This is a genomic window from Enterobacter cloacae complex sp. 342H5, assembly GCF_050030905.1.
GTDB lineage: Bacteria > Pseudomonadota > Gammaproteobacteria > Enterobacterales > Enterobacteriaceae > Enterobacter > Enterobacter intestinihominis.
Genome location: NZ_JBLGVB010000001.1, coordinates 2,509,338 through 2,535,351 on the forward strand (window position 1 = coordinate 2,509,338; position 26,014 = coordinate 2,535,351).

At 54.2% G+C, this 26,014-nt stretch carries 27 protein-coding genes and 1 other annotated feature; of the genes, 11 read left to right on the top strand and 16 right to left on the bottom strand.

Annotated elements, in window-relative coordinates; all coding sequences use genetic code 11:
• Positions 1–171 precede the first annotated feature (171 nt).
• The gene (gene pdeR / locus ACQG03_RS12035; protein WP_023300252.1) at positions 172–2,160 is read left to right on the top strand and encodes a cyclic di-GMP phosphodiesterase; all 1,989 of its coding nucleotides are present in this window, start codon (positions 172–174) and stop codon (positions 2,158–2,160) included.
• On the opposite strand, the gene ACQG03_RS12040 is transcribed toward pdeR, so the two are convergent.
• Positions 2,157–3,026, bottom strand: coding sequence for a crotonase/enoyl-CoA hydratase family protein (locus ACQG03_RS12040; protein ID WP_426726127.1), 870 nt, complete (start codon positions 3,024–3,026; stop codon positions 2,157–2,159). The genes pdeR and ACQG03_RS12040 overlap by 4 nt on opposite strands.
• A 191-nt stretch (positions 3,027–3,217) precedes the next feature.
• Between ACQG03_RS12040 and ACQG03_RS12045 the strand changes: the two genes are divergently transcribed.
• The 3 genes from ACQG03_RS12045 (at position 3,218) to osmB (ending at position 4,671) form a co-directional block, all read left to right on the top strand.
• Positions 3,218–3,400: a hypothetical protein gene (locus tag ACQG03_RS12045; protein WP_022648315.1), complete on the top strand. Its 183-nt coding sequence runs from the start codon at positions 3,218–3,220 to the stop codon at positions 3,398–3,400.
• A gap of 37 nt (positions 3,401–3,437) precedes the next feature.
• A complete protein-coding gene (locus ACQG03_RS12050) occupies positions 3,438–4,190 on the top strand; it encodes a DNA-binding transcriptional regulator YciT (RefSeq protein WP_063162979.1) in 753 nt (250 codons plus the stop codon).
• A gap of 262 nt (positions 4,191–4,452) precedes the next feature.
• Positions 4,453–4,671: an osmotically-inducible lipoprotein OsmB gene (gene osmB / locus ACQG03_RS12055; protein ID WP_003856823.1), complete on the top strand. Its 219-nt coding sequence runs from the start codon at positions 4,453–4,455 to the stop codon at positions 4,669–4,671.
• Positions 4,672–4,775: 104 nt separating this feature from the next.
• Here the strand turns inward: osmB and yciH are convergent, their stop codons facing one another.
• The 5 genes from yciH to pgpB form a co-directional block, all read right to left on the bottom strand.
• On the bottom strand, positions 4,776–5,102 hold the full coding sequence (gene yciH, locus ACQG03_RS12060; RefSeq protein ID WP_046619721.1) for a stress response translation initiation inhibitor YciH: 327 nt from the start codon (positions 5,100–5,102) through the stop codon (positions 4,776–4,778).
• Positions 5,102–5,839: an orotidine-5'-phosphate decarboxylase gene (gene pyrF / locus ACQG03_RS12065; protein ID WP_022648318.1), complete on the bottom strand. Its 738-nt coding sequence runs from the start codon at positions 5,837–5,839 to the stop codon at positions 5,102–5,104. Before pyrF ends, yciH begins: the two co-directional genes overlap by 1 nt.
• Before the next feature lie 184 nt (positions 5,840–6,023).
• Positions 6,024–7,193, bottom strand: a complete 1,170-nt coding sequence (gene lapB, locus ACQG03_RS12070) for a lipopolysaccharide assembly protein LapB (protein WP_003856819.1) — start codon at positions 7,191–7,193, stop codon at positions 6,024–6,026.
• Between the two features lie 6 nt (positions 7,194–7,199).
• Positions 7,200–7,508: a LapA family protein gene (locus ACQG03_RS12075; protein WP_003856817.1), complete on the bottom strand. Its 309-nt coding sequence runs from the start codon at positions 7,506–7,508 to the stop codon at positions 7,200–7,202.
• Positions 7,509–7,656: 148 nt separating this feature from the next.
• Positions 7,657–8,424: a phosphatidylglycerophosphatase B gene (pgpB, locus tag ACQG03_RS12080; RefSeq protein ID WP_032622464.1), complete on the bottom strand. Its 768-nt coding sequence runs from the start codon at positions 8,422–8,424 to the stop codon at positions 7,657–7,659.
• A gap of 197 nt (positions 8,425–8,621) precedes the next feature.
• On the opposite strand from pgpB, the gene ribA reads away from it, so the two are divergent.
• Positions 8,622–9,212: a GTP cyclohydrolase II gene (gene ribA, locus ACQG03_RS12085; RefSeq protein WP_013096372.1), complete on the top strand. Its 591-nt coding sequence runs from the start codon at positions 8,622–8,624 to the stop codon at positions 9,210–9,212.
• A gap of 37 nt (positions 9,213–9,249) precedes the next feature.
• Here ribA and acnA read toward each other — a convergent pair whose 3' ends face one another.
• From acnA to topA, 6 genes are all read right to left on the bottom strand, one after another.
• On the bottom strand, positions 9,250–11,925 hold the full coding sequence (acnA, locus tag ACQG03_RS12090; RefSeq protein WP_023306390.1) for an aconitate hydratase AcnA: 2,676 nt from the start codon (positions 11,923–11,925) through the stop codon (positions 9,250–9,252).
• Between the two features lie 165 nt (positions 11,926–12,090).
• Positions 12,091–12,189, bottom strand: coding sequence for a small membrane protein YmiC (ymiC, locus tag ACQG03_RS12095; protein ID WP_032103392.1), 99 nt, complete (start codon positions 12,187–12,189; stop codon positions 12,091–12,093).
• A 137-nt stretch (positions 12,190–12,326) separates the two neighbouring features.
• Entirely contained in the window at positions 12,327–12,491 is a 165-nt protein-coding gene (locus ACQG03_RS12100; protein WP_162200559.1) for a hypothetical protein, read from the bottom strand.
• 8 nt (positions 12,492–12,499) lie between these two features.
• The gene (locus ACQG03_RS12105; protein ID WP_096168876.1) at positions 12,500–12,640 is read right to left on the bottom strand and encodes a YmiA family putative membrane protein; all 141 of its coding nucleotides are present in this window, start codon (positions 12,638–12,640) and stop codon (positions 12,500–12,502) included.
• 337 nt (positions 12,641–12,977) lie between these two features.
• Positions 12,978–13,952: an HTH-type transcriptional regulator CysB gene (gene cysB, locus ACQG03_RS12110; protein ID WP_006810844.1), complete on the bottom strand. Its 975-nt coding sequence runs from the start codon at positions 13,950–13,952 to the stop codon at positions 12,978–12,980.
• A 186-nt stretch (positions 13,953–14,138) separates the two neighbouring features.
• Entirely contained in the window at positions 14,139–16,736 is a 2,598-nt protein-coding gene (topA, locus tag ACQG03_RS12115; protein ID WP_063162978.1) for a type I DNA topoisomerase, read from the bottom strand.
• Positions 16,737–17,134: 398 nt separating this feature from the next.
• Here topA and ACQG03_RS12120 point away from each other — a divergent pair, with 398 nt between their 5' ends.
• Positions 17,135–17,386, top strand: a complete 252-nt coding sequence (locus tag ACQG03_RS12120) for a YciN family protein (RefSeq protein ID WP_003856804.1) — start codon at positions 17,135–17,137, stop codon at positions 17,384–17,386.
• Between the two features lie 35 nt (positions 17,387–17,421).
• On the opposite strand, the gene sohB is transcribed toward ACQG03_RS12120, so the two are convergent.
• Positions 17,422–18,468, bottom strand: a complete 1,047-nt coding sequence (gene sohB / locus ACQG03_RS12125; protein ID WP_032624125.1) for a protease SohB — start codon at positions 18,466–18,468, stop codon at positions 17,422–17,424.
• Between the two features lie 252 nt (positions 18,469–18,720).
• Here sohB and ACQG03_RS12130 point away from each other — a divergent pair, with 252 nt between their 5' ends.
• Together ACQG03_RS12130 and cobO are read left to right on the top strand one after the other, a co-directional pair.
• Positions 18,721–19,482 (top strand): YciK family oxidoreductase, encoded by a 762-nt coding sequence (locus ACQG03_RS12130; protein WP_022648324.1) that lies wholly within the window; start codon positions 18,721–18,723, stop codon positions 19,480–19,482.
• Positions 19,479–20,069, top strand: a complete 591-nt coding sequence (gene cobO, locus ACQG03_RS12135; RefSeq protein ID WP_023300262.1) for a cob(I)yrinic acid a,c-diamide adenosyltransferase — start codon at positions 19,479–19,481, stop codon at positions 20,067–20,069. Before ACQG03_RS12130 ends, cobO begins: the two co-directional genes overlap by 4 nt.
• Positions 20,070–20,104: 35 nt before the next feature.
• Here the strand turns inward: cobO and rluB are convergent, their stop codons facing one another.
• The 3 genes from rluB to rnm all read right to left on the bottom strand — a co-directional run bounded on the left by rluB (position 20,105) and on the right by rnm (position 22,576).
• Positions 20,105–20,980: a 23S rRNA pseudouridine(2605) synthase RluB gene (gene rluB / locus ACQG03_RS12140; protein ID WP_003856794.1), complete on the bottom strand. Its 876-nt coding sequence runs from the start codon at positions 20,978–20,980 to the stop codon at positions 20,105–20,107.
• Between the two features lie 97 nt (positions 20,981–21,077).
• Positions 21,078–21,698 carry an L-threonylcarbamoyladenylate synthase gene (locus tag ACQG03_RS12145; RefSeq protein WP_003856793.1) on the bottom strand — a complete coding sequence of 207 codons (621 nt, stop codon included), beginning with the start codon at positions 21,696–21,698 and terminating at the stop codon, positions 21,078–21,080.
• Positions 21,695–22,576: an RNase RNM gene (gene rnm / locus ACQG03_RS12150; protein ID WP_032622438.1), complete on the bottom strand. Its 882-nt coding sequence runs from the start codon at positions 22,574–22,576 to the stop codon at positions 21,695–21,697. The genes ACQG03_RS12145 and rnm overlap by 4 nt, the downstream gene beginning before the upstream one ends.
• Positions 22,577–22,715: 139 nt before the next feature.
• On the opposite strand from rnm, the gene trpL reads away from it, so the two are divergent.
• The 3 genes from trpL (at position 22,716) to trpD (ending at position 26,012) form a co-directional block, all read left to right on the top strand.
• Positions 22,716–22,760: a trp operon leader peptide gene (gene trpL, locus ACQG03_RS12155; protein ID WP_071524153.1), complete on the top strand. Its 45-nt coding sequence runs from the start codon at positions 22,716–22,718 to the stop codon at positions 22,758–22,760.
• Positions 22,737–22,831 (top strand) — a sequence feature (Trp leader region). (Overlaps the previous gene by 24 nt.)
• A gap of 23 nt (positions 22,832–22,854) precedes the next feature.
• The gene (locus ACQG03_RS12160; RefSeq protein ID WP_063162977.1) at positions 22,855–24,417 is read left to right on the top strand and encodes an anthranilate synthase component 1; all 1,563 of its coding nucleotides are present in this window, start codon (positions 22,855–22,857) and stop codon (positions 24,415–24,417) included.
• Complete coding sequence (trpD, locus tag ACQG03_RS12165) at positions 24,417–26,012, top strand: bifunctional anthranilate synthase glutamate amidotransferase component TrpG/anthranilate phosphoribosyltransferase TrpD (protein WP_022648332.1); 1,596 nt, start codon at positions 24,417–24,419, stop codon at positions 26,010–26,012. The genes ACQG03_RS12160 and trpD overlap by 1 nt, the downstream gene beginning before the upstream one ends.
• Positions 26,013–26,014: the final 2 nt, after the last annotated feature.

Here is a 26,014-nt window from a genome sequence, read left to right on the forward strand (position 1 = left end):
TGGCCGGGAGTTCTCCCCAGTATTATCTCTCGCAAAATCATCGTTTTTTCTCACACTTTTCTGTTTCCCACCGCCACATTTCGCCAGAATTATCTACATTAAAAAGAGCCGTCATAGTCGACTGCAAATGAATAATTTGTGCGCTACTCAGCAGCCGCGGGAGAAAACGGGATGGACGATCTGGAGCAGAATTTGCTGTTTCGTTACATGGGTACGCATAGCCCCTGGTGGCGACTAACAGCAGACAGCAATGCTCTGCATCTTGCTGCCAGTGAAAGCGCTGACATCGTTCAGGTGGTTGCGCTGGACGATGAGCAGGCCGCTCTGATTCGCCAGCTCACCGTTATCACCGCCAGCATTGCCATGACCCTTCCCTTGTATGGTTTGGACGTTCCCGTCCATCTTGTCGGTCGTAAAATTAACAAAAATGAGTGGGCGGGAACGGCATCAGCATGGAACGACACGCCTTCCGTGGCGCGCGATCTGGCGCAGGGACTCTCCTTCGCCGAACAGGTGGTGTCCGAAGCTAACTCCGTAATTGTCATCCTCGACCAGAACGGGAATATTCAGCGCTTCAACCGTTTAAGTGAAGAATATACGGGCCTGAAGGAACAGGAAGTCATCGGGCAAAACGTGTTTAAACTGTTCATGAGCCGCAGCGAAGCCGCGGCCTCAAAACGCAACATCACCGGTTTTTTTCGTAACGGCAGCTCCTACGAAGTCGAACGCTGGATCAAGACCCGCAAGGGGCAACGCCTGTTTCTCTTCAGAAATAAATTCGTTCACAGCGGCAGCGGGAAAAATGAAATTTTCCTCATCTGTTCGGGTACCGACATCACGGAAGAGCGTCGGGCCCAGGAGCGCCTGCGCGTTCTCGCCAATACGGATACGATTACCGGTTTGCCTAACCGAAATGCCATCCATGAGCTGATCTCCGACGCCATCACCTCCCGGGGTGAAACGCAGGTGGGCGTGGTTTATCTCGATCTGGATAACTTTAAAAAAGTGAACGATGCCTATGGGCATATGTTTGGCGACCAGCTGCTACAGGCCGTTGCGCTGGCGATCCTGAGTTGCCTGGACGACGGACAAACCCTGGCGCGCCTGGGTGGGGATGAGTTTATCGTGATGGCCACCGATACCTCGCAGGGCGCGCTGGAAGCTATGGCGTCGCGCATTCTGACCCGACTGCGGCAGCCTTTCCGCATCGGGCTGATTGAGGTTTACACCGGCTGCTCGCTTGGTATCGCGCTTGCGCCCCAGCACGGTAACGATCGGGAAAGCGTCATTCGCAATGCCGACACCGCCATGTACACCGCCAAGGAAAATGGCCGGGGTAAATTCTGCGTCTTCTCGCCAGAGATGAACCAGCGCGTATTTGAATATCTGTGGCTGGATACCAACCTGCGTAAAGCGCTGGATAACGATCAGCTGTTAATTCACTACCAGCCAAAAATGACCTGGCGCGGCGAAGTCAGAAGTCTGGAGGCGCTGGTGCGCTGGCAGTCACCAGAGCGTGGCCTGATCCCGCCGATGGAATTTATCTCCTATGCGGAAGAGTCAGGGCTGATAGTGCCCCTTGGCCGCTGGGTTATGCTCGATGTGGTGCGCCAGGTGGCAAAATGGCGCGACAAAGGGATCAACCTGCGCGTCGCGGTCAACGTTTCCGCCCGTCAGCTGGCGGACCAGACCATCTTCAGTGACCTGAAGCAGGCGCTGAAAGACCTGAATTTTGAATACTGCCCGATTGACGTGGAATTGACCGAAAGCTGTCTCATCGAAAATGAAGAGCTGGCCCTGTCAGTGATCCAGCAATTTAGCCGCCTGGGGGCGCAAATTCACCTTGATGACTTTGGTACGGGGTACTCTTCCCTGTCGCAGCTGGCGCGCTTCCCTATCGACGCCATCAAGCTTGACCAGTCCTTCGTCCGGGATATCCATAAGCAGTCCATTTCACAGTCGCTCGTGCGCGCGATAGTCGCCGTGGCACAGGCGTTGAATCTGCAGGTCATTGCTGAAGGGGTAGAGAGTGCAAAAGAAGACGCCTTTCTGACGAAGAATGGCGTCAACGAACGGCAGGGTTTTCTTTTTGCTAAGCCCATGCCCGCAGCCGCATTCGAGCGATGGCTAAAGCGCTATCAGGCCAGGAATGTCCGTTAGCTGGCTTTGCGTAAGCCCGTCGCCTGATGGCGATTTTGCAGCATAACCAGCCGCTCCATGTAGGCGATATCCTTCGGTTCAAGGCAGAAGGCGGCATCCACCCAATCCTCTGTAATGTCCATCAACTCGCTTCGCGGAAGTGGCAGAACACGCGTACGCGCGCGCAGCATGGCCCTTACGCCGTTCAGCTTCGGCTGTAGCGTGTCGATAAACGTCCGTACCGAAACATAGCTCTGTAACGGCTCGAATAAGAGATCCACAAGACCGTGTTGTTCATACCATTCCGCCGTATGCGACTCACCTTTATAAATCAGCGCCTCTGCCATTTTCATGCCGGCACGACGCGCCACCAGTGAATAACCGCCCATGCCCGGGAACAGATTGAACGCGATTTCCGGAAAGCCTAATCGGGCATCGCGCTGGGCCAGAATGAAATGATGCGCGAGCGCGGCTTCAAACCCGCCCCCTAACGCGCTTCCTTCCACCATCGTCAGCGTGACAGCACCGGTATCGAACCCTCGTGAGGCGGCATGAACGCAGTCCACACAGGCCCGGGCATAGGCGCGTAACGCTTCGCGTCGGTTGTTTTTGATGCACTCAACGAAGAATTGTAAATCACCGCCGGTATTGTAGATGTCAGGGACCAGCGATCCGGTGACCCAAAAATCAACGACATATCCGGACTGGCGAACCAGCCAGGAGAGATTCATGATCTCCTCGATCAGCGCATGATTGAAGCAAGGCCGTGGCGTGGCACGTAACATCATCCACACCGTGCGCCGTTCGGCCTCATAATAAGCCGCCAGTTGAGTGAATCGTTCAGCATCAGTAAACAATGTGCAGGTTGTCTGGTTGATAACTGTCATAGTCGAATTCCTCTTATAAAAAAGCGCGTTGCGCGCAGTTTTAGACTAATCTACCCCTACAACCCGCAGCATACGGGGGTTAAATTTGTCACTTTCATTTATGAACTTTGGTTATTGCATTTTTTACCTTCTCTTTTGAATCAATTTTCTGCATCATTGATAATATTAACTTTTCGCTTCAGGGTGAGCTTATGTCTAACATTGATGCAACAGCCGTGGCACAGCGTATTGATACTGTGCTGGATATTCTTGTCGCGGGCGATTATCACTCTGCTATCCGTAATCTTGAGATCCTCAAGTCTGAACTGCTGGCTGAGAACGGCACTGATAACGCATCAGAATCCACTCAACCAAAAGCCCCGTGGGAAGTGTAACCACGTCGTTTTCGCCCTTGCCTTTTAAATGGATGCTATGAATTCCCGACAACAAATCATTTTGCAGATGGTGATCGATCAGGGACGCGTAAGCGTAGTCGATCTCGCTAAAGCTACCGGCGTTTCTGAAGTCACCATTCGTCAGGATCTGAATCTTCTGGAAAAACAGAGCTACCTGCGGCGTGCGCACGGATATGCCGTTCCACTGGACAGCGACGACGTTGAAACCCGCATGATGAACAATTTTGCGCTCAAGCGGGAACTGGCGGAGTTTGCTGCATCCTTAGTGAATAACGGTGAGACCGTCTTTATTGAAAATGGCAGCAGTAACGCCCTTCTGGCGCGCACGCTTGCCGATCAAAAAGACGTTACCATCATTACCGTAAGCAGCTATATCGCCCATCTGTTGAAGGAAACTCGCTGCGAGGTCATTCTGCTGGGCGGCATTTACCAGAAGAAAAGCGAAAGCATGGTGGGGCCATTAACGCGTCAGTATGTTCAGCAGGTTCACTTCAGTAAGGCATTCATTGGCATTGACGGCTGGCAGCCCGACACCGGCTTTACCGGTCGCGACATGATGCGTTCAGACGTGGTGAACGCCGTACTCGTCAAAGAGTGTGAAGCGATTGTGCTGACCGATAGCTCTAAGTTTGGCGCCGTACACCCTTATACGATGGGTCCGGCTTCGCGCTTCAGCCGTGTGATCACGGATGAGCGTTTACGCGATGAATATCGCCAGCAATTAGAACAAGACGGCCTGACTGTCGATATTGTGAAAAAAACGGCCTGATTATCCTGCAGCGCCCGAATAATGGGCGCACTTAAACCTTTCTCTGAGAGTATTCCGACCCTTCCTTTAAGAGTTTTTACCTGTTGAAACTGTTCTAAACACGTAAAATTAATATTAGCGATATAACAGGAAGTGACTATCACCTGCGTGATGATGTAACGCCTGCGCGACCAGCTTTCACGGGAACAGAATTTAAGTATGGATATTGTCTATACTTAAAGTGCATTCCTTTCCGTGAATCGATAATTCAGGAGAAAGTATTATGACCTTTACCAGCAAAAAATTAGCCGCCGCTGTTCTGGCAATCACTGTAGCAATGTCTCTGAGCGCTTGCTCTAACTGGTCTAAACGTGACCGTAACACCGCGATTGGTGCCGGTGCTGGTGCGCTTGGTGGTGCAGTATTAACGGATGGTAGTACGCTGGGTACATTAGGTGGTGCTGCCGTAGGTGGTATTATCGGTCACCAGGTGGGCAAATAATCACCATAACGGCTCTCACCGGTATAATAATATATTTTGTATTTTCAGGTCTGACTTACGCACGTAAAAAAAAGAGCCACGGCAATGTCCGTGGCTCATTTATTTTAACCGCCCGCCAGTTTGACTTTCATACCTTTGGCTTCCAGGAGCGTTTTAATTAAATCCCGCTTATCGCCCTGAATCTCAATTATGCCGTCTTTTACTGCCCCACCGCATCCGCACTTCTTTTTAAGCTCAGCGGCGAGCTTTACCAGCTCTGCATCATCCAGATCAATGCCGGTGATAAGGCAAACGCCTTTCCCTTTTCTGCCACTGGTCTGGCGCTGAATACGTACGATTCCATCGCCTTTCGGACGTTCAGCTTTCTCTTTTGGCTCTTCAATGCGCCCGGTATCTGTTGAATAGACCAGACGAGTGTTGGCATCACGCATTATGCCCCCTTTTTCAGTGATGCATTAATCGCTTTCAGAGTCTCTGCCGGATGAGCGGATTGCGTCACCGGGCGACCAATTACCATATAGTCTACCCCCGCGCTCAGCGCCTGCTCTGGCGTCATGATGCGTCGCTGATCCCCTGACTCGCTGCCTGCCGGACGGATACCTGGCGTCACCAGTTTAAATTCGCGGCCTAACTCAGATTTGAAGCGAACCGCCTCCTGAGCTGAACAGACCACGCCATCAAGCCCACACTGTTGTGTGAGGCGCGCCAGACGCTCCGCATGTTCGGCAGGTGACAACGTCACACCCAGGTCACGAAGGTCAGATTCATCCATACTGGTCAGCACGGTGACGGCGATAAGAAGCGGAGCGTCATTGCCAAACGGCACCAGCGCTTCGCGCGCAGCCGTCATCATACGTGCCCCACCGGAGGCATGAACGTTAACCATCCACACACCCAGTTCAGCCGCCGCAGCAACGGCGTGGGCAGTGGTATTCGGAATATCGTGGAATTTCAGGTCGAGGAAAACGTCGAAACCACGCTGGTGCAGATCGCGGACGATTTGCGGACCGAACAGCGTAAACATCTCTTTTCCTACTTTAAGACGGCAATCCCGGGGATCAATACCATCAACAAAGGCCAGTGCGGCGTCACGGTTATTGTAATCCAGAGCAACAACTACAGGAGAATCGGTAACTACGCGGGAAGTGGAGGAAGTAACAGACGTCATGACCAGCCCTTTTCGTCTATGGGCGCGCAGCGGCGCGGAACAGATAAACGGCGTGCATTCTACCTGCCCTCGGGGTAAATGAACAGAATCGAATGCTTTTCCTGCTGAACCACAGACCGCACGGTGCTGAAAGAAATAATGCATACTTTAGTATGTTGTAACTAAAATAGGGTGTTTTAAAAAATCACTGCCCGTCCAGACCACGAATTGGCTTGATGGTAGACCAGGCCCGGCAGGAAGGGCAATGCCAGTAGAGCGAATAGGCGGTGAAGCCGCATTTCTGGCAGCGATAGCGCGGCTTGCTCCGCACCTGTTCACCGACCATGTCTCGCAGCACCATCAGGCTCTCTTTAGCGCGCCCTTCTTCTGCATCGTTAAGATGATAATCCATCAGCTTGTGGAAGACGCGCATCGTCGGATGGCGCTGCAACTGACGGGTAATGTATACCTGGGCGGTATCACTCCCTTCGTGCTCTTCGACGACATCCGACAGCATCAGCTCGGCTGTGGCACCGGTGTTTTCTTCAACACAGCGGCGCAGGAATGCAACCCACTCGTCCTGCTTACCTAACTGCTGATAGCAGGTTTGCAGCATTTCCAGTGTTTCGCTGACCAGCTCTTTGTCCTGATCGATAACGCGAAGCAGGCTTTCCACGGCTTTGGCGTAATCACCATTAGCCATAAAGACCCGCCCCATCATTATCGAGATGCGGGCGCTGTTGCGATCGGCCGCGGCGCCTTTTTTTAGCAATGCCATGGCCTTATCCATGTCATCGCTACCCATTTGCTGAAGGGCCAGCTCGCAGTAAAAATGGGCAATTTCGACGCGCTGTTTATCTTTGCCGAGTTTGACCAGCCGTTCGGCGGTATCAATCGCTTTTTGCCAGTCGCTGGTTGCCTGGTAGATTTGCAGAAGTTGCTGAAGCGCACCGATACGGAAATCGGTCTCATCCACCAGCTGAGAGAACATATCTTCTGCGCGATCGTACAGGCCCGCCGCCATGTAATCTCTGCCCAACTGCTGCACGGCCAGCAACCGTTGCTCATAGGTCAACGATGCGCTTTCCATCAGGGTCTGGTGGATACGGATGGCACGGTCAACCTCTCCGCGCGAGCGGAACAGGTTTCCCAGGGTGAGATGCGCCTCTACGGTGCCGGTATCCTCTTTGAGCATGTCGAGGAACAGATCGACCGCTTTATCCTGCTGATTGCTCAGCAGGAAGTTCACCCCCGCAACGTAGTCACGGGAGAGTCGGTTTGCTTCATCCTGTTTTGTTTGTTGCGCGCTTCTGCGGCCCATATACCAGCCATAGGCTGCGGCGACAGGCAAAAGCAGAAACAACAACTCCAGCATATTCGATTATTCCTTGACTACCGGCACACCAGAGCTCGCCGGAATGTCAGACGCAGGCGTAAGTTGATGTTCAAGTCGTTTAATTTTACGTTCAGCGCGAACAAGAGAAACACGAACCTTAAGCCAGAACAGGCCGCATACAAGCCAGCCGATGACAAAACCCGCTGCGAATAACACAGCCAGCAGGCTCGACACCCGGTACTCGCCCTGCGCCAGCAGATAGTTGAAACTTACCTGTTGATCGTTTTGCGCGCCCAATGTGACTGAAATGACAAAAATCGCCAACACCAGTAAGAAAATGAGTAAATATTTCACATGACTTCCCGTTATGTGGTTCGAGCGTATAAAGCGTGTTCAACTCACTGCAATCAGCCTTATAAGCTACCATTTTAGTGGCGGGCGCGAAACGGAAAAAGTAATGCGCCCTTCATGGATTTATGGTCAAAATGCGGAATATCAAGCTTCAGGTTCCGCCTGACTCCCTTTCGGCTATTTCTTCCTTCTCTTCCTGCGGTGGCGTCAGAGGCCCACAGAAACGTTGTGCAAGCCAGGTCGCCAGCGTCACCAGTACCCACGAAATCAGCGTAGCCACCACCAAATCACGCGGCCAGTGCATACCCAGCAGCATCCGGCTGCCCATTACGCCTGTCGCCCAGACCAGCAAAATCGCAATCGTGAGGGTACGTCGACGTGGCCAAAGCAGCCCCACGCCGAGTAGCGCCCAGCTGGCAGCAAACATCGTATGTCCGGAAGGAAACGCAAAGCCGGTCTCTTTTTGCCAGTGTTTGCGTAAAAATGTCGGGATATCCTGCTGTTCCGCAAGCTGTTCTTTCACCAACGCCCCGCGATCCTTACGCTTTAAAGTGTAGAACTCATCTACCGGAATATGGTGCGTTTTTTCCAGCCAGATAACAAAGGGACGGGGTTCCTGCACGCGATCTTTCACCCACGACTTCACCCCCTGCCCGACAAGAATGGCACCTCCGAGAATGGCAAATAATACCAGCGCCGCGCGAAGACGAAAGCGCAGGCACCACAGGAACCAGGCACAGAGCAGCACGTGCGTAATAATCCCCCAGGGCTGGGTGACCGTCTCAGTTATCCAGTATAAGGCTTTCAGCCACGTCTCGTTTTGTCCGGGCTTCCACATCCAGCCGGAGAACCAAACGATCAGGGGTATAACAAGCAATACGGCGGCGCCTGCGGCCGTGCGTCTGGCAATTGAAAGCATGTCCTCTCCTTTTTCACTAAGCACCACAATCATAACTGAATTTCCACCTTCTGGTGGATATGTCGGATCGTGCGTTTAACGTCCGTATAGCGTGGTGGTGATTAGGTGAAGTAGCCGGGCTTGTGGCAAAATAGTCCAATACAGAAAGCAAAATGGGGCAAAGGCACGAAACGTGTCAGCCTGGTATGGAGAATCACATGCAGCTTAAACGTGTGGCAGAAGCCAAACTGCCAACCCCATGGGGCGATTTCCTGATGGTGGGTTTTGAAGAACTGGCAACCGGACAAGATCACGTCGCCCTGGTATACGGTGACATTTCGGGGCAGACGCCGGTACTGTCCCGCGTTCATTCTGAGTGTCTGACCGGTGACGCGCTCTTCAGCCTGCGCTGTGACTGCGGTTTCCAGCTCGAAGCCGCTCTTTCTCATATCGCAGAGGAAGGACGTGGCGTGCTGCTGTATCACCGCCAGGAAGGACGCAATATCGGTCTGCTGAATAAAATCCGTGCCTACGCGTTGCAGGATCAGGGCTATGATACCGTCGAAGCAAACCATCAGCTCGGCTTTGCTGCTGACGAGCGCGATTTCACCCTCTGCGCAGATATGTTCAAGCTGCTGGGCGTGGACGAAGTGCGTCTGTTGACCAATAACCCGAAAAAAGTGGAGATCCTCACTGAAGCGGGCATCAATATCGTTGAACGCGTGCCGCTGATTGTTGGCCGCAATCCGAAAAACGCGCACTACCTCGATACCAAAGCTGCAAAGATGGGGCACCTGCTGAGCGAGTAAACGCAAAACGCCCGGCACTTCTGCCGGGCGAGTTTTATCAGTCCAGCATCTTTCGAATCACATAATGTAAAATGCCGTCGTTCTGGTAATAGGTTAGCTCTGTTGCCGTATCAATTCGACACCGACAATCCAGCACTTCTGTTGTACCATCTGCCCGCGTTAACTTCACCGGAACGGTTTTACCCGGTTGCAGATTTTGCAGACCGCTGATATCAATCTGCTCTTCCCCGGTCAGACCCAGCGTTTTACGCGTTATGCCCTGCGGGAACTCCAGCGGCAGGATCCCCATCCCGATCAGGTTTGAGCGGTGGATACGTTCAAAGGATTCGGCAATCACCACGCGAACCCCGAGCAGACGTGGACCTTTAGCCGCCCAGTCGCGACTGGAACCAGAGCCGTACTCTTTACCGGCAATAACGGCCAGTGGCGTACCCTCCTGCTGATACTTCATGGCTGCGTCATAAATTGAAATGACCTCTGTATCTGGCAGGTGGCGCGTCATGCCCCCTTCCACGCCCGGGACCATTTCATTACGAATGCGGATGTTGGCAAATGTCCCGCGCATCATCACTTCGTGGTTACCGCGGCGCGAACCGTAGGAGTTAAAATCGCGACGTTCCACGCCACGGCTTTGCAGATACCGACCTGCCGGACTGTCCGCTTTGATGCTCCCCGCTGGTGAGATATGGTCAGTGGTGACGGAATCGCCCAGCATCGCCAGAATGCGCGCGCCGTGTATATCTTTCAGCGGTGCAGGCTCCGCCAGCATCTCATCGAAGAAGGGCGACAGGCGAATATAGGTGGAATCATCCTGCCAGTCATAGGTATCGGAACCCACCACGTCGATCGCTTTCCATTCCGCTGTACCTTCGAACACTTCCGCATACTCTTTGCGGAACATCTCGGTGGAAACTTTCTCTACCGCGCGCGCAATTTCACGCGATGATGGCCAGATGTCTTTCAGATAGACAGGTTCATTTTTGCGATCGTGACCAATCGGATCGGTCGCCAGGTTAATGTTCATGTTTCCGGCCAGAGCATAGGCTACAACCAACGGCGGCGAGGCCAGCCAGTTGGTTTTCACCAGCGGATGAATACGCCCCTCAAAGTTTCGGTTACCGGAAAGTACCGCGCCAACGGTCAAATCACCCTGCTTGATCGCCACTTCAATAGGCTCAGGCAGTGGACCAGAGTTACCGATGCAGGTCGTACAGCCGTAGCCCACCAGGTTAAAGCCCAGCTCGTCGAGGTACGGCGTGAGTCTGGCCTGCGCCAGGTAATCGGAAACCACTTTCGAACCAGGCGCCAGGGACGCCTTAACCCACGGCTGTGGCTTGAGTCCCAGTTCTACCGCTTTTTTTGCCAGCAGCCCGGCAGCCATTAACACACTCGGGTTGGACGTGTTGGTACAGGAAGTGATAGCGGCGATCACCACGGCGCCGTCAGGGAGCTGATACTGATGCCCGTTCAGAACATAGTCCACAGGACGGTGATCTTTTTGCGCGGCGTTAACCTCCAGCTCATTGCTGGCGGCAAAGGCTTTCGGAACGTTGCTCAGGGCGACGCGGTCCTGCGGTCGTTTCGGCCCTGCGAGGCTTGCCTCAACGGTGCCCATATCCAGTTCCAGCGTGCTGGTAAATACCGGCTCGTCACCCGGGTTACGCCACATGCCCTGCGCTTTGGTGTAGGCCTCTACGAGCGCCACCTGCTCCTCGCTGCGACCACTGAGGCGCATATACTCAAGCGTAACGCTATCAATCGGGAAAAAGCCGCAGGTCGCACCATATTCCGGCGCCATGTTGGCGATGGTGGCCCGGTCCGCCAGCGGCAGTGAATCCAGACCATCACCATAAAATTCAACGAATTTACCCACCACGCCATGCTTACGCAGCATCTGGGTGACCGTCAGAACCAGGTCCGTGGCGGTAATGCCTTCGGACAATTTACCGGTCAGCTTAAAGCCCACCACATCGGGAATGAGCATCGATACCGGCTGGCCGAGCATGGCCGCTTCCGCTTCAATACCACCGACGCCCCAGCCCAGAACGCCAAGGCCGTTAATCATGGTCGTGTGTGAATCGGTGCCCACCAGCGTATCCGGGTAAGCCACCCACTCTTTATCCTGCAATTCACTCCAGACGGCTTTGCCGAGATATTCCAGGTTGACCTGGTGACAAATGCCGGTGCCTGGTGGAACAACGCTGAAGCGGCTGAACGCCTGCTGACCCCATTTGAGGAAGACATAGCGTTCATGGTTACGTTCCATCTCCAGACGGACGTTTTCACCGAAAGCATCGTCGTCGCCGAAGTGGTCGACGGTGACGGAGTGGTCGATGACGAGGTCTACCGGTGAGAGCGGGTTCACCTTAGCCGTATCGCCCCCGAGACGCTTAACAGCTTCACGCATGGCGGCCAAGTCCACAACCGCCGGCACGCCGGTGAAATCCTGCATCAATACCCTGGCCGGGCGGTAGGCTATTTCTTTGTCTGCGTGAGCATTTTTCAGCCACCCTGCCAGAGCCTGGATATCCTCCTCGGTAACCGAGTCGCCATCTTGCCAGCGCAAGAGGTTTTCCAGTAGTACTTTCAACGACTTGGGTAACCGCGAAATGTCCCCAAGCGTCCTGGCAGCCAGCGGTAAGCTGTAGTAGCGCCAGGTTTTATTTTCCGCCTGTAATGTGTCCTTACTGGCTTCGCGTAGGGTTAACGACATAAGCTCCTCCTTAAAAACAGGGATGTCCTGACAATCATCAGGGCTGTAATTAAAGATAACACAAAGATGTCGTAACGTTTTGATAACAACCCAAATTGATAAATTTAGGAATGGTCCAACGCGAGGGATTAAACAAAAAACCCCGCCGTGGCGAGGTTTTACGATTTAGTGTAAGGCCAGCCAGAGGAGCTGACACCAGAAGAGGATCGACGCTGAGAATACGCCGAGCCATGACCAGTATTTTACGGTTGTCATGTTATTCATCATAGGGACACCAGACTTTAATTATTTAAGGATGCGAGGTCTGCCCTCGTTCTATATTGCTGATGTGTATTTATTAAGGAGTACAAAAGTGCACAGTCTTTATTCAGACTATTTGCATCATTACGCAAAAATCAAAATTATTGTTTTTTGGGTTCGTCTTCTGCGAACACATCAATAAAGGCCTGCTGCTGTGGCGTCAGTTGCCAGGAGGCTGGCACGCTGGTTCCTGGCGCCTTACGCGCTTTGTGAGCATTGTCACGAAGCTGACACATCTCTTTTCTCGCGTCAGTACGCACCGTCATGACCATATTCAACCCCAATATTTCCAGACGAGAAGAGCAACAACCACCCAGAACAGGGCAGAGCCGAGAAAGACCGCCAGCCAGGCTTTACGCTTAAGCGCGGGATCCCTTTGCGGTTCTTCACTTCCTGACGGCATTGCTAACCTCATACAATCGATATCGCTTATCATTTAGAGACCAAACAATTGGCACAAGTAATCATCTGATGAGATAAATCCTAAAGAAACTTTAGCCGAAAAGCCAGTGAATTTACGAATCTGAGCCTGGGAAAATTCAATCTTTTGACCAGAAATAAATAATTGAAAAGAATAATTTGCACACCTGTAAATTAGTTTCTACTTTTGTCGCAAATTTGCGACAGTAAAACCCTATTCATCAAATGGGTTATGACGATATATGACAGTAGGCGCAGATGAGGTTAATTCTAATTTAGATTTAAAGGGGGGAAACCGGTATCTTTCCAGAAGAGAAAGATACCGGGTGTAATTATTTGGCAGGAAGTTTGATGTCTTTAAACATCTCTTCGATGTCTTCATTGGAGCGTAACGCCACGGCCGTGTCGACCACGTCACGCGTTAAATGCGGTGCGAAGCGCTGAATAAAATCATACATATAGCTGCGAAGGAACGTGCTGCGACGAAAACCTATCTTGGTGGTGCTGTGGCTGAAGATATCATGCGCGTCCAGGCGCACAAGATCCGGGTCTGATACAGGATCCACCGCCATGCTGGCAATAACGCCTACGCCCAGACCCAGACGCACGTACGTTTTAATGACGTCCGCATCCGTTGCAGTGAAGACGATCCGTGGCGTTAATCCGGCGCGGTTAAAGGCGGTGTCTAGCTCAGAACGGCCCGTAAATCCGAACGTATAGGTAACCAGCGGGTATTGCGCCAGCTCTTCGATTGTCACTTCGCCCTTCCCCGCCAGCGGATGATCGGGGGTCACGACAATAGAGCGGTTCCAGTGGTAGCACGGGAGCATGACCAGATCATCGTACAGATGAAGAGCTTCCGTCGCGATGGCAAAATCGGCATTGCCTTTAGACACGGCCTCTGCGATTTGCGTCGGTGAGCCCTGATGCATATGCAGGGAAACGCGGGGATAGCGTTCTATGAAGCCTTTGATCACCCCGGGAAGCGCATAACGCGCCTGTGTATGCGTGGTGGCAATATACAGAGAGCCTTTATCCGGCCAGGTATGTTCCCCGGCGACGGATTTAATGGCGTCGACTTTGGAGAGCACTTCCCGTGCGATGCGTATGATTTCCTGTCCTGCCGGGGTGACCTGAGTCAGGTGCTTACCGCTGCGGGCAAATATCTGAATACCTAACTCATCCTCCAGCATACGCACCTGCTTACTGATGCCGGGCTGAGAGGTATAAAGACCTTCTGCGGTGGAAGAGACATTGAGGTTATGATTGACGACCTCAACGATATAGCGAAGCTGCTGTAATTTCATGCCAGACCATCCGATTTAGCGCATGCGTCAATCGCTTAATACGATTTGATAATAAGAAACGGGTTAACTATAACCACTATATCATTTATAGCCAGGCTGTATAGTACGGAACAAAAAATAATAACTACGTAATAAAAAAGGGCCGGAAGTCCGGCCCTTTTACAGGTAAGTTACGGTAAGGGAAGATTATTTCTTGCCTTCAACCCATTTCCCGTCGACAAAGAAGGCTGACCATCCGGTCGCTTTACCCTCTTTCTCTGCCGCCACGTACTGCTGCTTCGTTTTACGGCTGAAGCGCACCACGGTTTTGTTGCCTTCCGGATCCTGCTGTGGCGCATCGGCCAGGTAACGCAGTTTCTCCGGCAGACGGTCGCGGAAGCGGTACAGCTCTTCTACCAGCGGCGCACGGGTTTCGCGCGATTTCGGGAAGGTGTTGGCCGCCAGGAATACCCCGGCAGCGCCGTCACGCAGCACGAAATACGCGTCTGACTTCTCGCACGGCAGCTCAGGAAGCGGAACCGGATCTTCCTTCGGCGGCGCAACTTCACCGTTACGCAGGATCTTACGCGTGTTTTTACAGTCGTCGTTGGTACATGCCATGTACTTACCGAAGCGTCCCATTTTCAGGTGCATTTCGGAACCACATTTCTCACACTCAACGATCGGACCGTCATAGCCCTTAATGCGGAACTCACCTTCTTCAATCTCATAACCGTCGCAGGTTGGGTTATTACCGCAAACGTGCAGTTTACGTTTTGGATCGATCAGGTAGCTGTCCATCGCCGTGCCGCATTTCTTACAGCGGCGCTTGGCGCGCAGTGCGTTGGTCTCCGCATCGTCACCTTCCAGCACGTTGAGAACTTCGTTCTCCGGCACGAGGTTGATAGTGGTTTTGCAACGCTCTTTCGGCGACAGCGCATAACCAGAACAGCCGAGGAACACGCCCGTGGTTGCGGTACGGATCCCCATTTTACGGCCACAGGTTGGGCAGTCGATGCTGGTCAGTACCATCTGGTTAGGCAGCATGCCGCCTTCTTCAGGATCTTTCTCAGCTTTCTCAAGCTGGTTGGTAAAATCGCTGAAGAAGCTGTCGAGAACTTTCTTCCACTCGGCCTTATGGCTGGCAACCTCATCGAGACTGTCCTCCATCTGCGCGGTGAAGTCATAGTTCATCAACTCACGGAAGTTAGCTTCCAGACGGTCGGTAACAATCTCACCCATTTTTTCAGCATAGAATCGACGGTTCTCAACGCGAACATATCCACGATCCTGAATGGTCGAAATGATTGATGCATAGGTAGACGGGCGACCGATGCCGCGTTTTTCCAGCTCTTTTACCAGCGACGCTTCGCTGAAACGCGCAGGCGGCTTGGTGAAGTGCTGGGCCGGTACCAGATCAACCAGCGACAGCTCGTCGCCTTTGTTGACGGAAGGCAGCGTTCTGTCTTCATCACCTTTACGCAGCGCAGGCATCACTTTTGTCCAGCCGTCGAAACGCAGAATGCGGCCGCGCGCTTTCAGGCGGAAATCACCCGCGCCAACGGTCAGCGTAGTGGAGTCGTATTTCGCTGGCGTCATTTGGCAGGCCACGAACTGGCGCCAGATCAGCTGATACAGCTTCTGGGCGTCCGCTTCCATATCTTTAAGAGATTCCGCCAGAACGGAAACGTCAGAAGGACGGATCGCTTCGTGCGCTTCCTGAGAATTCTCTTTGCTGGCGTACTGATTAGGACTGTCCGGCAGGTATTTCTTACCGAAGTTGTCCTCGATATAGCCACGCACCATGCTGACAGCGTCCAGGCTCAGGTTGGTGGAGTCAGTACGCATGTAGGTGATGTAACCCGCTTCATACAAACGCTGGGCCATCATCATGGTTTTCTTCACGCCGTAACCCAGACGCGTACTTGCCGCCTGCTGAAGCGTTGACGTGATAAACGGTGCGCCAGGCTTGCTGCTGGTCGGTTTGTCTTCACGATCCAGCACCTGATAACGCGCTTTTTCCAGCAGCGCTACGGCGGCCATGGTCTGATCGCGATTTTCAGGACGGAACGGTTTGTCGTTGTGGTGGCTCACCTGCAACGGCAGCGCATCGCCGCCCGGCGTGGTGACATTCGCATCCACTTCCCAGAACTCTTCCGGAACAAACGCTTTGATCTCGCGTTCACGTTCGACAACAAGACGAACAGCCACAGACTGCACACGCCCCGCAGACAGGCCGCGAGCGACCTTTTTCCACAGCAACGGCGAAACCATGTAGCCTACAACGCGGTCCATAAAGCGACGCGCCTGCTGAGCGTTAACACGGTCGATATTCAGTTCACCCGGCTTTTCAAACGCCTGACGAATCGCATTCTTTGTAATTTCGTTAAACACTACACGGCTGTAGCGTTTGTCATCACCCCCAATCACTTCCCGCAGGTGCCATGCGATGGCCTCCCCTTCGCGGTCAAGGTCGGTTGCGAGATAAATGTGGTCTGCTTTTTCAGCAAGCTGTTTCAGCTCGTTAACGACTTTTTCTTTGCCTGGCAGCACTTCGTATTGTGCATCCCAGTTGTGCCATGGGTTAACACCCATGCGGTTGACAAGCGCGCTACGTTCATCCTTTTTAGGCTTTTTAGCCCCTTTGGTGGAGGTAGAGTCTGCGCTCTTTTTGCTGGCTGAGCCACTTGTCGGCAAATCGCGAATGTGACCAACGCTGGACTTAACCACGTAGTCATTGCCCAGATATTTATTGATCGTTTTGGCTTTTGCCGGGGACTCAACGATGACGAGAGCTTTACCCATATTCACCTTTACCTAATTTAATTCTTCCAGGAATACGCCGCACGTTGATTTCCCTTCCGCTGACGACGAGCCATTGATATTGCGACGTCGTCAGGGGATATCAACCCCTTTGTCTTACCGAACGTCAGTATGGCGACATCCAGGTCATTGAGTTTTCGGGTATTTTTCTCACATCAAAGTTCATTCGTGACGAATTCCCGGTCGAATGTCAAGCAATTCTGTTGCCAGAATGACGAAAGCGCACACTGTACCTGATAAAATTCGTTACGCAACTTTATTAGCATGCAAAAGCAAATCCCGCCAGCCAGCCCCTGTTCCTTATACCCGCGAATAGCAGGGAAAATTTGCCCCCGAAGCGACCCAGGCGTAGACTATTGTCACTGTTTAAGGAGTGGAATATGCAGAATACGACCCAACCCATTGACCGAGCTTCACTGCTTATCGAAGCAAACAAACTCATTCGCGACCATGAAGACACCCTGGCGGGTATTGAAGCGACTGGCGTGGAACAACGTAATGGCGTGCTGGTGTTCAGCGGTGAATACTTCCTTGATGAACAAGGGTTACCAACCCCGAAAAGCACCGCCGTGTTTAACATGTTTAAATACCTGGCGCATACCCTCTCAGAGAAGTACCACCTGGTCGATTAAAACGAAAACGCGAGGCATCTGCCTCGCGTTTTTCTTTACAGCAGCGGCTTTTGTCCGCGCTGCAACCAGCGTAGCAGCAGGCGATCCGCGCTTTCTGCCGCACTATTGGTAAAACGGTCAAGCAGGCGCTTACGTCGGGTGAAGCGCACCCCCACCAGCTCACGGCCTTCCATCAGGTTGAGCAGGAGGTCGTCGCTGGTACCCACTTCATCCACCAGCCCTTTCTCCTGCGCCTGCGTGCCGTACCAGTGTTCGCCCGTAGCCACCTGCTCAATGTCCAGCGTTGGGCGCATGCGGTGCACGAAATCCTTGAACAAATGGTGGGTTTCGTTCAGATCTTCCCGGAACTTCTGCCGTCCCTCTTCGGTATTTTCGCCGAGCAGCGTTAGCGTACGTTTGTACTGACCCGCCGTATGCAATTCGATGTCGATCTCTTTATTTTTCAGGAAACGATTGAAGTTAGGGATCTGCGCCACCACCCCAATCGAGCCGATAATGGAGAACGGTGCTGCGACGATTTTATCCGCCACGCACGCCATCATATAGCCGCCACTCGCCGCGACCTTATCTACCGCCACGGTGAGCGGGATCTGTTTATCCCGCAGACGTTGTAACTGCGAAGCCGCCAGTCCATACCCATGCACTACGCCGCCCGGGCTTTCAAGGCGTACCACCACCTGATCCTGGGCTGTCGCCACGGCCAGCACCGCGGTCACTTCCTCACGCAGAGAGGAGACTTCATGCGCATCCATGCTACCTTTAAAATCGAGCACATAGACGCGCGGTTTTGCGTCAGCCTGTGGCGTGGCGAGCTTAGCTTTCGCCTTCGCGGCTTTGGCGTCCTGCTTATGTTTTTTCTTCTGGGCTTTTAGCCACAGCTTCTGTTGATGATCGTCAAGCAGCGCCAGAGACATCTCTTCCCGCATCTCTTTATACTGCTCGCTCAGGCGGGTAATGCGTAACTCACCACGCTGACGCTTACGCTGCGTCAGGTTGACAATCAGGACGGCAATCACCGCGACAGCAATAACCACCGTCGCGATTTTGGCCAAAAACAACCCATACTGAGAAAGTAATTCCACGCGTTCCACCTTGATTTAACCACGAATCTTTCACGCCAGTGTACAACAGCCCTGCGCAGGCGTCTCGCTCTGGACATTAGCTCTGCGAGGCGGCTTCAGGAATCCCCCGTTTCTGGTTTAAATCTTTGCAAATTGTTAATTTCCCAGCGTTCTGTCCTGTAGACTGATTGAATTCTGACGCGGTTTCGGGCATAAAGCCGAAAAGTCATAAATAAAGGTGCAAGTCACGCCCAATGCGCCTGAGGAGCCACCGTGCATTATCAGCCACAAAAAAACCTTCTACAGAACCGCATCATTCTGGTTACCGGTGCCAGCGACGGGATTGGTCGCGAAGCGGCGCTGACTTATTCTGAATACGGTGCGAGCCTTATTCTGCTGGGACGTAATGAAGAAAAGCTCAAAGCCGTTGCCCGTGAAATCGAAAACGCCGGCGGTACCCCCACGCCCTGGTATACGCTCGATCTGCTGACCTGTACGTCAGCGTCATGTCAGGCCCTTGCCCAGCGCATTAGTACGCATTATTCGCGTCTGGACGGCGTACTGCACAACGCGGGGTTACTGGGCGAAGTGCGCCCGATGGATGAACAGGATCCGGAGATTTGGCAGCAAGTGATGCAGGTTAACGTCAACGGGACGTTTTTCCTGACCCAGGCCTTGCTTCCTTTATTACTTAACTCAGATTCCGGTTCGCTGGTGTTTACCTCCTCCAGCGTGGGGCGTCAGGGTCGTGCGAACTGGGGGGCTTACGCCGCCTCAAAATTTGCCACCGAAGGAATGATGCAGGTGCTGGCCGAAGAGTATCAAAACCGCCATCTGCGGGTTAACTGTATTAACCCTGGCGGTACGCGCACTAAAATGCGTGCCAGCGCGTTCCCGACAGAAGATCCGCAAAAGCTTAAAACCCCGGCCGATATTATGCCTCTTTACCTGTGGCTAATGGGTGACGACAGCCGTCGTAAAACCGGAATGACATTCGATGCTCAGCCAGGCCGCAAACCGGGGATATCGCAATGAGTGAAGACCGTCATCAGCAGCGCCAGCAGCGTCTCAAAGAACAGGTTGATGCACGCGTGGCGGCCGCTCAGGACGAGCGCGGGATCCTCATCGTGTTCACCGGCAACGGCAAAGGCAAAACCACCGCCGCATTTGGGACCGCCACCCGCGCAGTCGGGCACGGTCAGAAAGTGGGCGTGATCCAGTTTATCAAGGGTGAATGGCCCAACGGCGAGCGTAATCTGCTCGAACCGCATGGCGTTGAGTTTCAGGTGATGGCGACCGGTTTTACCTGGGATACCCAGAACCGGGAAACAGATACCGCAGCCTGCCTCGCCGTCTGGGAGCATGCCAAAAGAATGCTCTCTGACCCGTCGCTGAACATGGTGTTGCTGGATGAGATCACCTATATGGTGGCCTATGACTACCTGCCGCTGGAAGCCGTGCTGGAGGCCCTCAGGAACCGCCCTGCACACCAGACGGCGATCGTCACGGGGCGCGGGTGTCATCGGGACATTCTGGAGCTGGCCGATACCATCAGCGAGCTGCGTCCGGTTAAGCATGCGTTCGATGCGGGTATCAAAGCGCAAATAGGGATTGATTACTGAAGAAAAAAGCCCGGTATATTCACCGGGCTTTTAGATTAACCGTTGTTATTACGGCTGCCAGAGCGGCGATTGCTGCTAACCTGGCTGTGACGTTTAACCGCACGGCGGATCTGGTTCGCCTTCATACGACGACGATCTTTCTCTACCGCCACTTTCGATGTGGTTTCTGGCGTCAGGCCAACCAGATCGCGCAGGTAGTTAGTTTGCGTCAGATCCAGCTCGGTATAGCCGCCACGTGGCAGGCCTTTCGGCAGCAGGATGTCGCCATAGCGGACACGAATCAAACGGCTTACCTGGACACCGACCGCTTCCCACAGACGACGCACCTCGCGGTTACGTCCCTCTGTCAGGGTAACGTTGTACCACTGGTTAATGCCTTCACCACCGGTAAACTTGATGGTTTTGAACGCCGCTGGGCCGTCTTCCAGCTGAACGCCACGCGACAGATCGCGCAGTTTGTTCTCATCAACCTGGCCGAAAACACGAACGGCGTATTCACGCTCCACTTCACGACTCGGGTGCATCAGGCGGTTTGCCAGTTCACCATCGGTGGTGAACAGCAGCAGGCCACAGGTATTCACGTCCAGACGCCCTACGGCAATCCAGCGGGCGCCACGCAGTTTTGGCAGACGGTCGAACACCGTCGGGCGGCCTTCCGGATCGTTGCGGGTACACAGTTCGCCTTCCGGCTTGTAGTAAGCCAGCACGCGGCAGATCTGTTCAGCGGACTCTTTCACGGAGATAAGATGGCCGTCAATGCGGATCTTCAGCCCCGGTACGATTTCAACGCGGTCACCGAGTGTGGCGATTTTACCGTCCACACTCACGCGACCTGCTTCAATAATGGCTTCGATTTCACGGCGCGAACCGTGGCCGGCACGCGCCAGCACTTTCTGTAACTTCTCGCTCATTGAGCTTCCTCAGGTGTCGCCTTCACAGGCGTCGAATCAGGTCAAAAACAGGGCAACGCCCTGCTTTGATGGCCGCGTAGTATATCTGCTTACACCCTTACAAGAAAGGCTTAACATCGCCCACGCCTTCACGAATCACTTCTGGCGCGTCTTCGGTGAGATCCACCACGGTGGTAGGTTGCTGGCCTAGATAGCCGCCATGAATAATCAGCTCCACCACTTTCTCCAGACGATCTTTGATCTCTTCCGGGTCGGACTCGGTAAACTCACTGCCCGGCAGCATCAGCGAGGTAGACAGCATCGGCTCGCCGAGGGTTTCCAGCAGCGCCTGGGCAATCGGGTTCGACGGCACGCGCATGCCGATGGTTTTACGTTTTTCCTGCAACAGACGACGCGGCACCTCTTTTGTCCCTTTCAGAATGAAGGTGTAGTTACCCGGCGTGTTGTTTTTGATCAGGCGAAAGGCCACGTTGTCGACATACGCATAGGTCGACAGCTCAGAGAGATCGCGACACATTAGGGTGAAGTTGTGGCCGTCCGGCAGCTGGCGGATGCGACAGATGCGCTCCATCGCCCCTTTATCCTCGATTTTACAGCCCAGCGCGTAGCCAGAATCGGTTGGGTAGACAATAACGCCACCTTTACGGACGATTTCCACAGCCTGATTAATCAGACGTGGCTGTGGGTTATCCGGATGGATATAGAAAAACTGACTCATACTTCCCTCTCTTCAATTTGCTGTGGCTGTTCCCAGAGCTGCCAGACGGGCTCAACGCCAGCGGGTAACCAGAGCTTGCGCCCCAGTTCAATCCACGCGCAGGGCTGATGGAAATCTGAACCCTGTGACCCAAGCAGACCAAACTGACGGGCGTAGGTCGCGAGCTGCGAACGCTCATTGGGTGCCTGCTGACACTGGGCAACTTCCATCGCCTCACCGCCGGATTCGGCAAAGTGGGCCAGCAGCCTTTTCAGCCATTTAGCAGAAAGATTATACCGCCCCGGATGGGCCAGTACGGCCTTACCACCAGAATGATGAATCACATCAATAGCTTGTTTTATTGTACACCACTGGGGAGGAACGTATCCGGTTTTCCCGCGGGCCAGATACTTTTTAAACACATTCGCCATGGTCGTCGCTTTACCGGCGTCAACCAGAAAACGGGCGAAATGGCCGCGCGTGACCGCCCCACCGTTCGCCAGCTTGCGCGCACCTTCCAGCGCACCGGGGATATGCGCCTTCTCAAGACGTTCGCCTATCAACTCCGCGCGTTGATTGCGTCGTGCTTTTTGTTCTTGCAAAAATGCGCACATTGCCGGATGTTCTGTATCAATATTCAGGCCAACGATATGAATTTCGTGGTTTTCCCAGAGCGTGGAGATCTCGACCCCGGGCACCAGATTTAGCGCCAGCCCGCTTCGGGCAATCTCGGCGCGCGCGGCGGGGATGGCGTCTGTTGTGTCGTGATCGGTTATTGCCAGCGTGCCGACACGCATTTCAACGGCGCGATGGACCAGGGCTTCGGGCGTCAGCAGGCCATCTGAAGCCTGCGTATGGCTGTGTAAATCATAAATTACGGCGTAGGTGGTATCGCTCAAAGCACTTCCCATAACAGTCTGGAGACATCCGAAGCACCTATGATACCGACTTACCGCGAAATACTGAAATCAGGGGTTGACAACACGCCATCGAACTAGTTAACTAGTACGCAAGTTCACACGAGAAAGGTATCTGAAAATGACAGCACATTTCGCTCTGCACGGTTGGTGGCGTACTTCCTGATCTTCGGGCAGTGTCACGCGTCTGCGAAAAGCAAACAGATACCCGGCCCGCTCCCAAGCGGGCTTTTTTTTGAACAGAATATGAGAATAACAACATGCAAACAGCCAAACCCCACCTCGAACTGCTGACCTGCGAGGCGGCCTATCGCCATAACCCTACCGCGCTCTTTCATCAGGTGTGCGGTGCACGTCCTGCGACGCTGCTGCTGGAATCTGCTGATATCGACAGCAAGGACGATCTCAAAAGCCTGCTGCTGGTTGACAGCGCGCTGCGCATTACCGCAGCGGGTGACACTGTCACTATTAAGGCGTTATCCGAGAATGGTGCGTCGCTGCTGCCGCTGCTGGATGCGGCTCTGCCTTCAGGCATTGAAAATGAGCGTCATCCGGACCTGCGAATTCTGCATTTCCCGCCGGTAAGCCAGTTGCTGGATGAAGATGCCCGCCTCTGCTCACTCTCCGTTTTCGACGCCTTCCGCCTGCTGCAAAATCTGGTCATTGTGCCGGAAGATGAGCGCGAAGCAATGTTCTTTGGCGGGCTGTTTGCTTACGACCTGGTTGCTGGCTTTGAAGATTTACCGGAAACCGAGCAGGGTAACCGCTGCCCGGACTACTGCTTCTACCTGGCCGAAACCCTGCTGGTGATCGACCATCAGAAAAAATACACCCGCATTCAGGCCAGCCTGTTCACGCCATCTGTGTCTGAGAAAAATCGCCTCGCGCAGCGCATCGGCCAACTGCAACAGCAGATGTCAGAAGCACCGCCCGCGCTCCCGGTGCAGCGTGTTGAAAAGATGACCTGCGAGGTGAGTCAGACCGACGATCAGTACGGCGCGGTGGTGCGTCAGATGCAAAAAGCGATTCGTGCCGGGGAGATTTTCCAGGTGGTGCCGTCCCGTCGCTTTTCACTGCCCTGCCCGTCGCCGCTGGCGGCTTACGATGTGCTGAAAAAGAGCAACCCAAGCCCGTACATGTTCTTTATGCAGGACAATGATTTCACTCTGTTCGGCGCGTCACCGGAAAGCTCCCTCAAGTACGACGCCACCAGCCGCCAGATTGAGATCTACCCGATAGCGGGAACCCGTCCACGCGGCCGTCGTGCCGATGGCTCCCTGGACCGCGATCTCGACAGCCGCATCGAACTGGAAATGCGTACCGACCACAAAGAGCTCTCCGAACACCTGATGCTGGTTGACCTGGCACGTAACGACCTGGCGCGTATTTGTACGCCGGGCAGCCGCTATGTGGCAGACCTGACCAAAGTCGACCGCTACTCCTTCGTCATGCATCTGGTATCCCGCGTGGTGGGTGAGCTGCGCCACGACCTCGACGTCCTGCACGCCTACCGCGCCTGCATGAACATGGGCACGTTGAGCGGCGCGCCGAAAGTCCGCGCCATGCAGCTGATTGCCGAAGCTGAAGGCCGCCGTCGCGGCAGCTACGGTGGCGCGGTGGGCTATTTCACCGCTCACGGTGACCTCGATACCTGCATCGTGATTCGCTCCGCCTACGTTGAGGACGGCATTGCTACCGTCCAGGCCGGGGCCGGGATTGTGCTGGATTCTGTTCCGCAGTCGGAAGCCGACGAAACCCGCAGTAAAGCGCGCGCGGTACTGCGCGCCATTGCTACCGCACACCATGCACAGGAGATTTTCTGATGGCTGACATTCTGCTGCTCGATAATATCGACTCCTTTACCTACAACCTGGCAGATCAGCTGCGTGCGAATGGGCACAACGTCGTTATCTATCGCAACCACGTTCCGGCCCAGACGCTGATTGACCGTCTGGCGACCATGCAAAACCCGGTGCTGATGCTCTCCCCGGGGCCAGGCGCACCGAGCGAAGCGGGCTGTATGCCTGAGCTGTTGACCCGTATGCGCGGCAAGCTGCCGATTATCGGCATCTGCCTCGGCCACCAGGCGATTGTCGAAGCCTACGGTGGTTACGTGGGTCAGGCGGGGGAGATCCTGCATGGTAAAGCGTCAAGCATTGAACATGACGGTCAGGCGATGTTTGCCGGTCTGCCGAACCCGCTTCCGGTGGCGCGTTACCACTCACTGGTCGGCAGCAATATTCCGGCCGGGCTGACGATTAACGCCTCGTTTGAAGGGATGGTGATGGCGGTGCGTCACGATGCGGATCGCGTCTGCGGGATGCAGTTCCACCCGGAATCTATCCTGACGTCTAACGGCGCGCGCCTGCTGGAGCAAACGCTCAACTGGGCGTTGCAAAAGCTGGAGCAGACCAACACCCTGCAACCGATTCTGGAAAAACTGTATCAGGCCCAGACCCTGAGCCAGCAGGAGAGCCACCAGCTTTTCTCCGCCGTCGTGCGCGGCGAGCTGAAGCCTGAGCAGCTGGCCGCTGCGCTGGTGAGCATGAAAGTGCGCGGCGAAAGCCCGCAGGAGATCGCCGGTGCGGCAACCGCGCTGCTGGAAAATGCCGCCCCGTTCCCGCGCCCGGATTATCCGTTTGCCGATATCGTTGGGACCGGTGGCGACGGCAGCAACAGCATCAATATTTCGACCGCCAGCGCCTTTGTGGCGGCGGCATGCGGACTGAAAGTGGCGAAGCACGGCAACCGCAGCGTGTCCAGCCGTTCCGGATCGTCCGACCTGCTGGCGGCTTTCGGTATCAACCTGGACATGAACGCCGAGCGTTCCCGTGAAGCGCTGGATGACCTGGGCGTCTGTTTCCTGTTTGCGCCGAAGTATCACACCGGTTTCCGCCACGCGATGCCCGTTCGCCAGCAGCTTAAAACCCGGACGTTGTTTAATGTGCTCGGTCCACTCATTAACCCGGCGCACCCGCCGCTGGCGCTGATTGGCGTTTACAGTCCGGAGCTGGTCCTGCCGATTGCGGAGACGCTGCGCGTCCTCGGTTACCAACGCGCCGCCGTGGTACACAGCGGCGGGATGGATGAAGTTTCCCTGCATGCGCCCACGCTGGTGGCCGAACTGAATAACGGCGAAGTGCTGAACTATCAGCTTGAGGCCGCTGATTTCGGGTTGACCCCGTACCATCAGGACGCCCTGGCGGGCGGCACGCCGGAAGAAAACCGTGACATTCTCACGCGCTTATTACAAGGTAAAGGTGAGGCCGCCCATGAGGCCGCCGTGGCGGCCAACGTAGCCATGCTGATGCGTTTACATGGCGAGGAAGATCTGAAAGCCAACGCCCAAAAAGTTCTGGACGTACTGCGCTCCGGTGCAGCTTACGATCGCGTTACCGCACTTGCGGCAAGAGGGTAAAT

Bases quoted from the DNA above. Each gene is read 5' to 3' on its own strand.
- cobO (WP_023300262.1), top strand. From the start codon at position 19,479: ATGAGTGAAGACCGTCATCAGCAGCGCCAGCAGCGTCTCAAAGAACAG.
- ACQG03_RS12105 (WP_096168876.1), bottom strand. From the start codon at position 12,640: ATGAGGTTAGCAATGCCGTCAGGAAGTGAAGAACCGCAAAGGGATCCC.
- acnA (WP_023306390.1), bottom strand. From the start codon at position 11,925: ATGTCGTTAACCCTACGCGAAGCCAGTAAGGACACATTACAGGCGGAA.
- pdeR (WP_023300252.1), top strand. From the start codon at position 172: ATGGACGATCTGGAGCAGAATTTGCTGTTTCGTTACATGGGTACGCAT.
- ACQG03_RS12050 (WP_063162979.1), top strand. From the start codon at position 3,438: ATGAATTCCCGACAACAAATCATTTTGCAGATGGTGATCGATCAGGGA.
- ACQG03_RS12120 (WP_003856804.1), top strand. From the start codon at position 17,135: ATGCAGAATACGACCCAACCCATTGACCGAGCTTCACTGCTTATCGAA.
- pgpB (WP_032622464.1), bottom strand. From the start codon at position 8,424: ATGCTTTCAATTGCCAGACGCACGGCCGCAGGCGCCGCCGTATTGCTT.
- lapB (WP_003856819.1), bottom strand. From the start codon at position 7,193: ATGCTGGAGTTGTTGTTTCTGCTTTTGCCTGTCGCCGCAGCCTATGGC.
- trpD (WP_022648332.1), top strand. From the start codon at position 24,417: ATGGCTGACATTCTGCTGCTCGATAATATCGACTCCTTTACCTACAAC.
- ACQG03_RS12100 (WP_162200559.1), bottom strand. From the start codon at position 12,491: ATGACGGTGCGTACTGACGCGAGAAAAGAGATGTGTCAGCTTCGTGAC.
- yciH (WP_046619721.1), bottom strand. From the start codon at position 5,102: ATGCGTGATGCCAACACTCGTCTGGTCTATTCAACAGATACCGGGCGC.
- ACQG03_RS12045 (WP_022648315.1), top strand. From the start codon at position 3,218: ATGTCTAACATTGATGCAACAGCCGTGGCACAGCGTATTGATACTGTG.
- osmB (WP_003856823.1), top strand. From the start codon at position 4,453: ATGACCTTTACCAGCAAAAAATTAGCCGCCGCTGTTCTGGCAATCACT.
- ACQG03_RS12040 (WP_426726127.1), bottom strand. From the start codon at position 3,026: ATGACAGTTATCAACCAGACAACCTGCACATTGTTTACTGATGCTGAA.
- ribA (WP_013096372.1), top strand. From the start codon at position 8,622: ATGCAGCTTAAACGTGTGGCAGAAGCCAAACTGCCAACCCCATGGGGC.
- ACQG03_RS12145 (WP_003856793.1), bottom strand. From the start codon at position 21,698: ATGAGTCAGTTTTTCTATATCCATCCGGATAACCCACAGCCACGTCTG.
- ymiC (WP_032103392.1), bottom strand. From the start codon at position 12,189: ATGAATAACATGACAACCGTAAAATACTGGTCATGGCTCGGCGTATTC.
- ACQG03_RS12160 (WP_063162977.1), top strand. From the start codon at position 22,855: ATGCAAACAGCCAAACCCCACCTCGAACTGCTGACCTGCGAGGCGGCC.
- cysB (WP_006810844.1), bottom strand. From the start codon at position 13,952: ATGAAATTACAGCAGCTTCGCTATATCGTTGAGGTCGTCAATCATAAC.
- topA (WP_063162978.1), bottom strand. From the start codon at position 16,736: ATGGGTAAAGCTCTCGTCATCGTTGAGTCCCCGGCAAAAGCCAAAACG.
- rluB (WP_003856794.1), bottom strand. From the start codon at position 20,980: ATGAGCGAGAAGTTACAGAAAGTGCTGGCGCGTGCCGGCCACGGTTCG.
- pyrF (WP_022648318.1), bottom strand. From the start codon at position 5,839: ATGACGTCTGTTACTTCCTCCACTTCCCGCGTAGTTACCGATTCTCCT.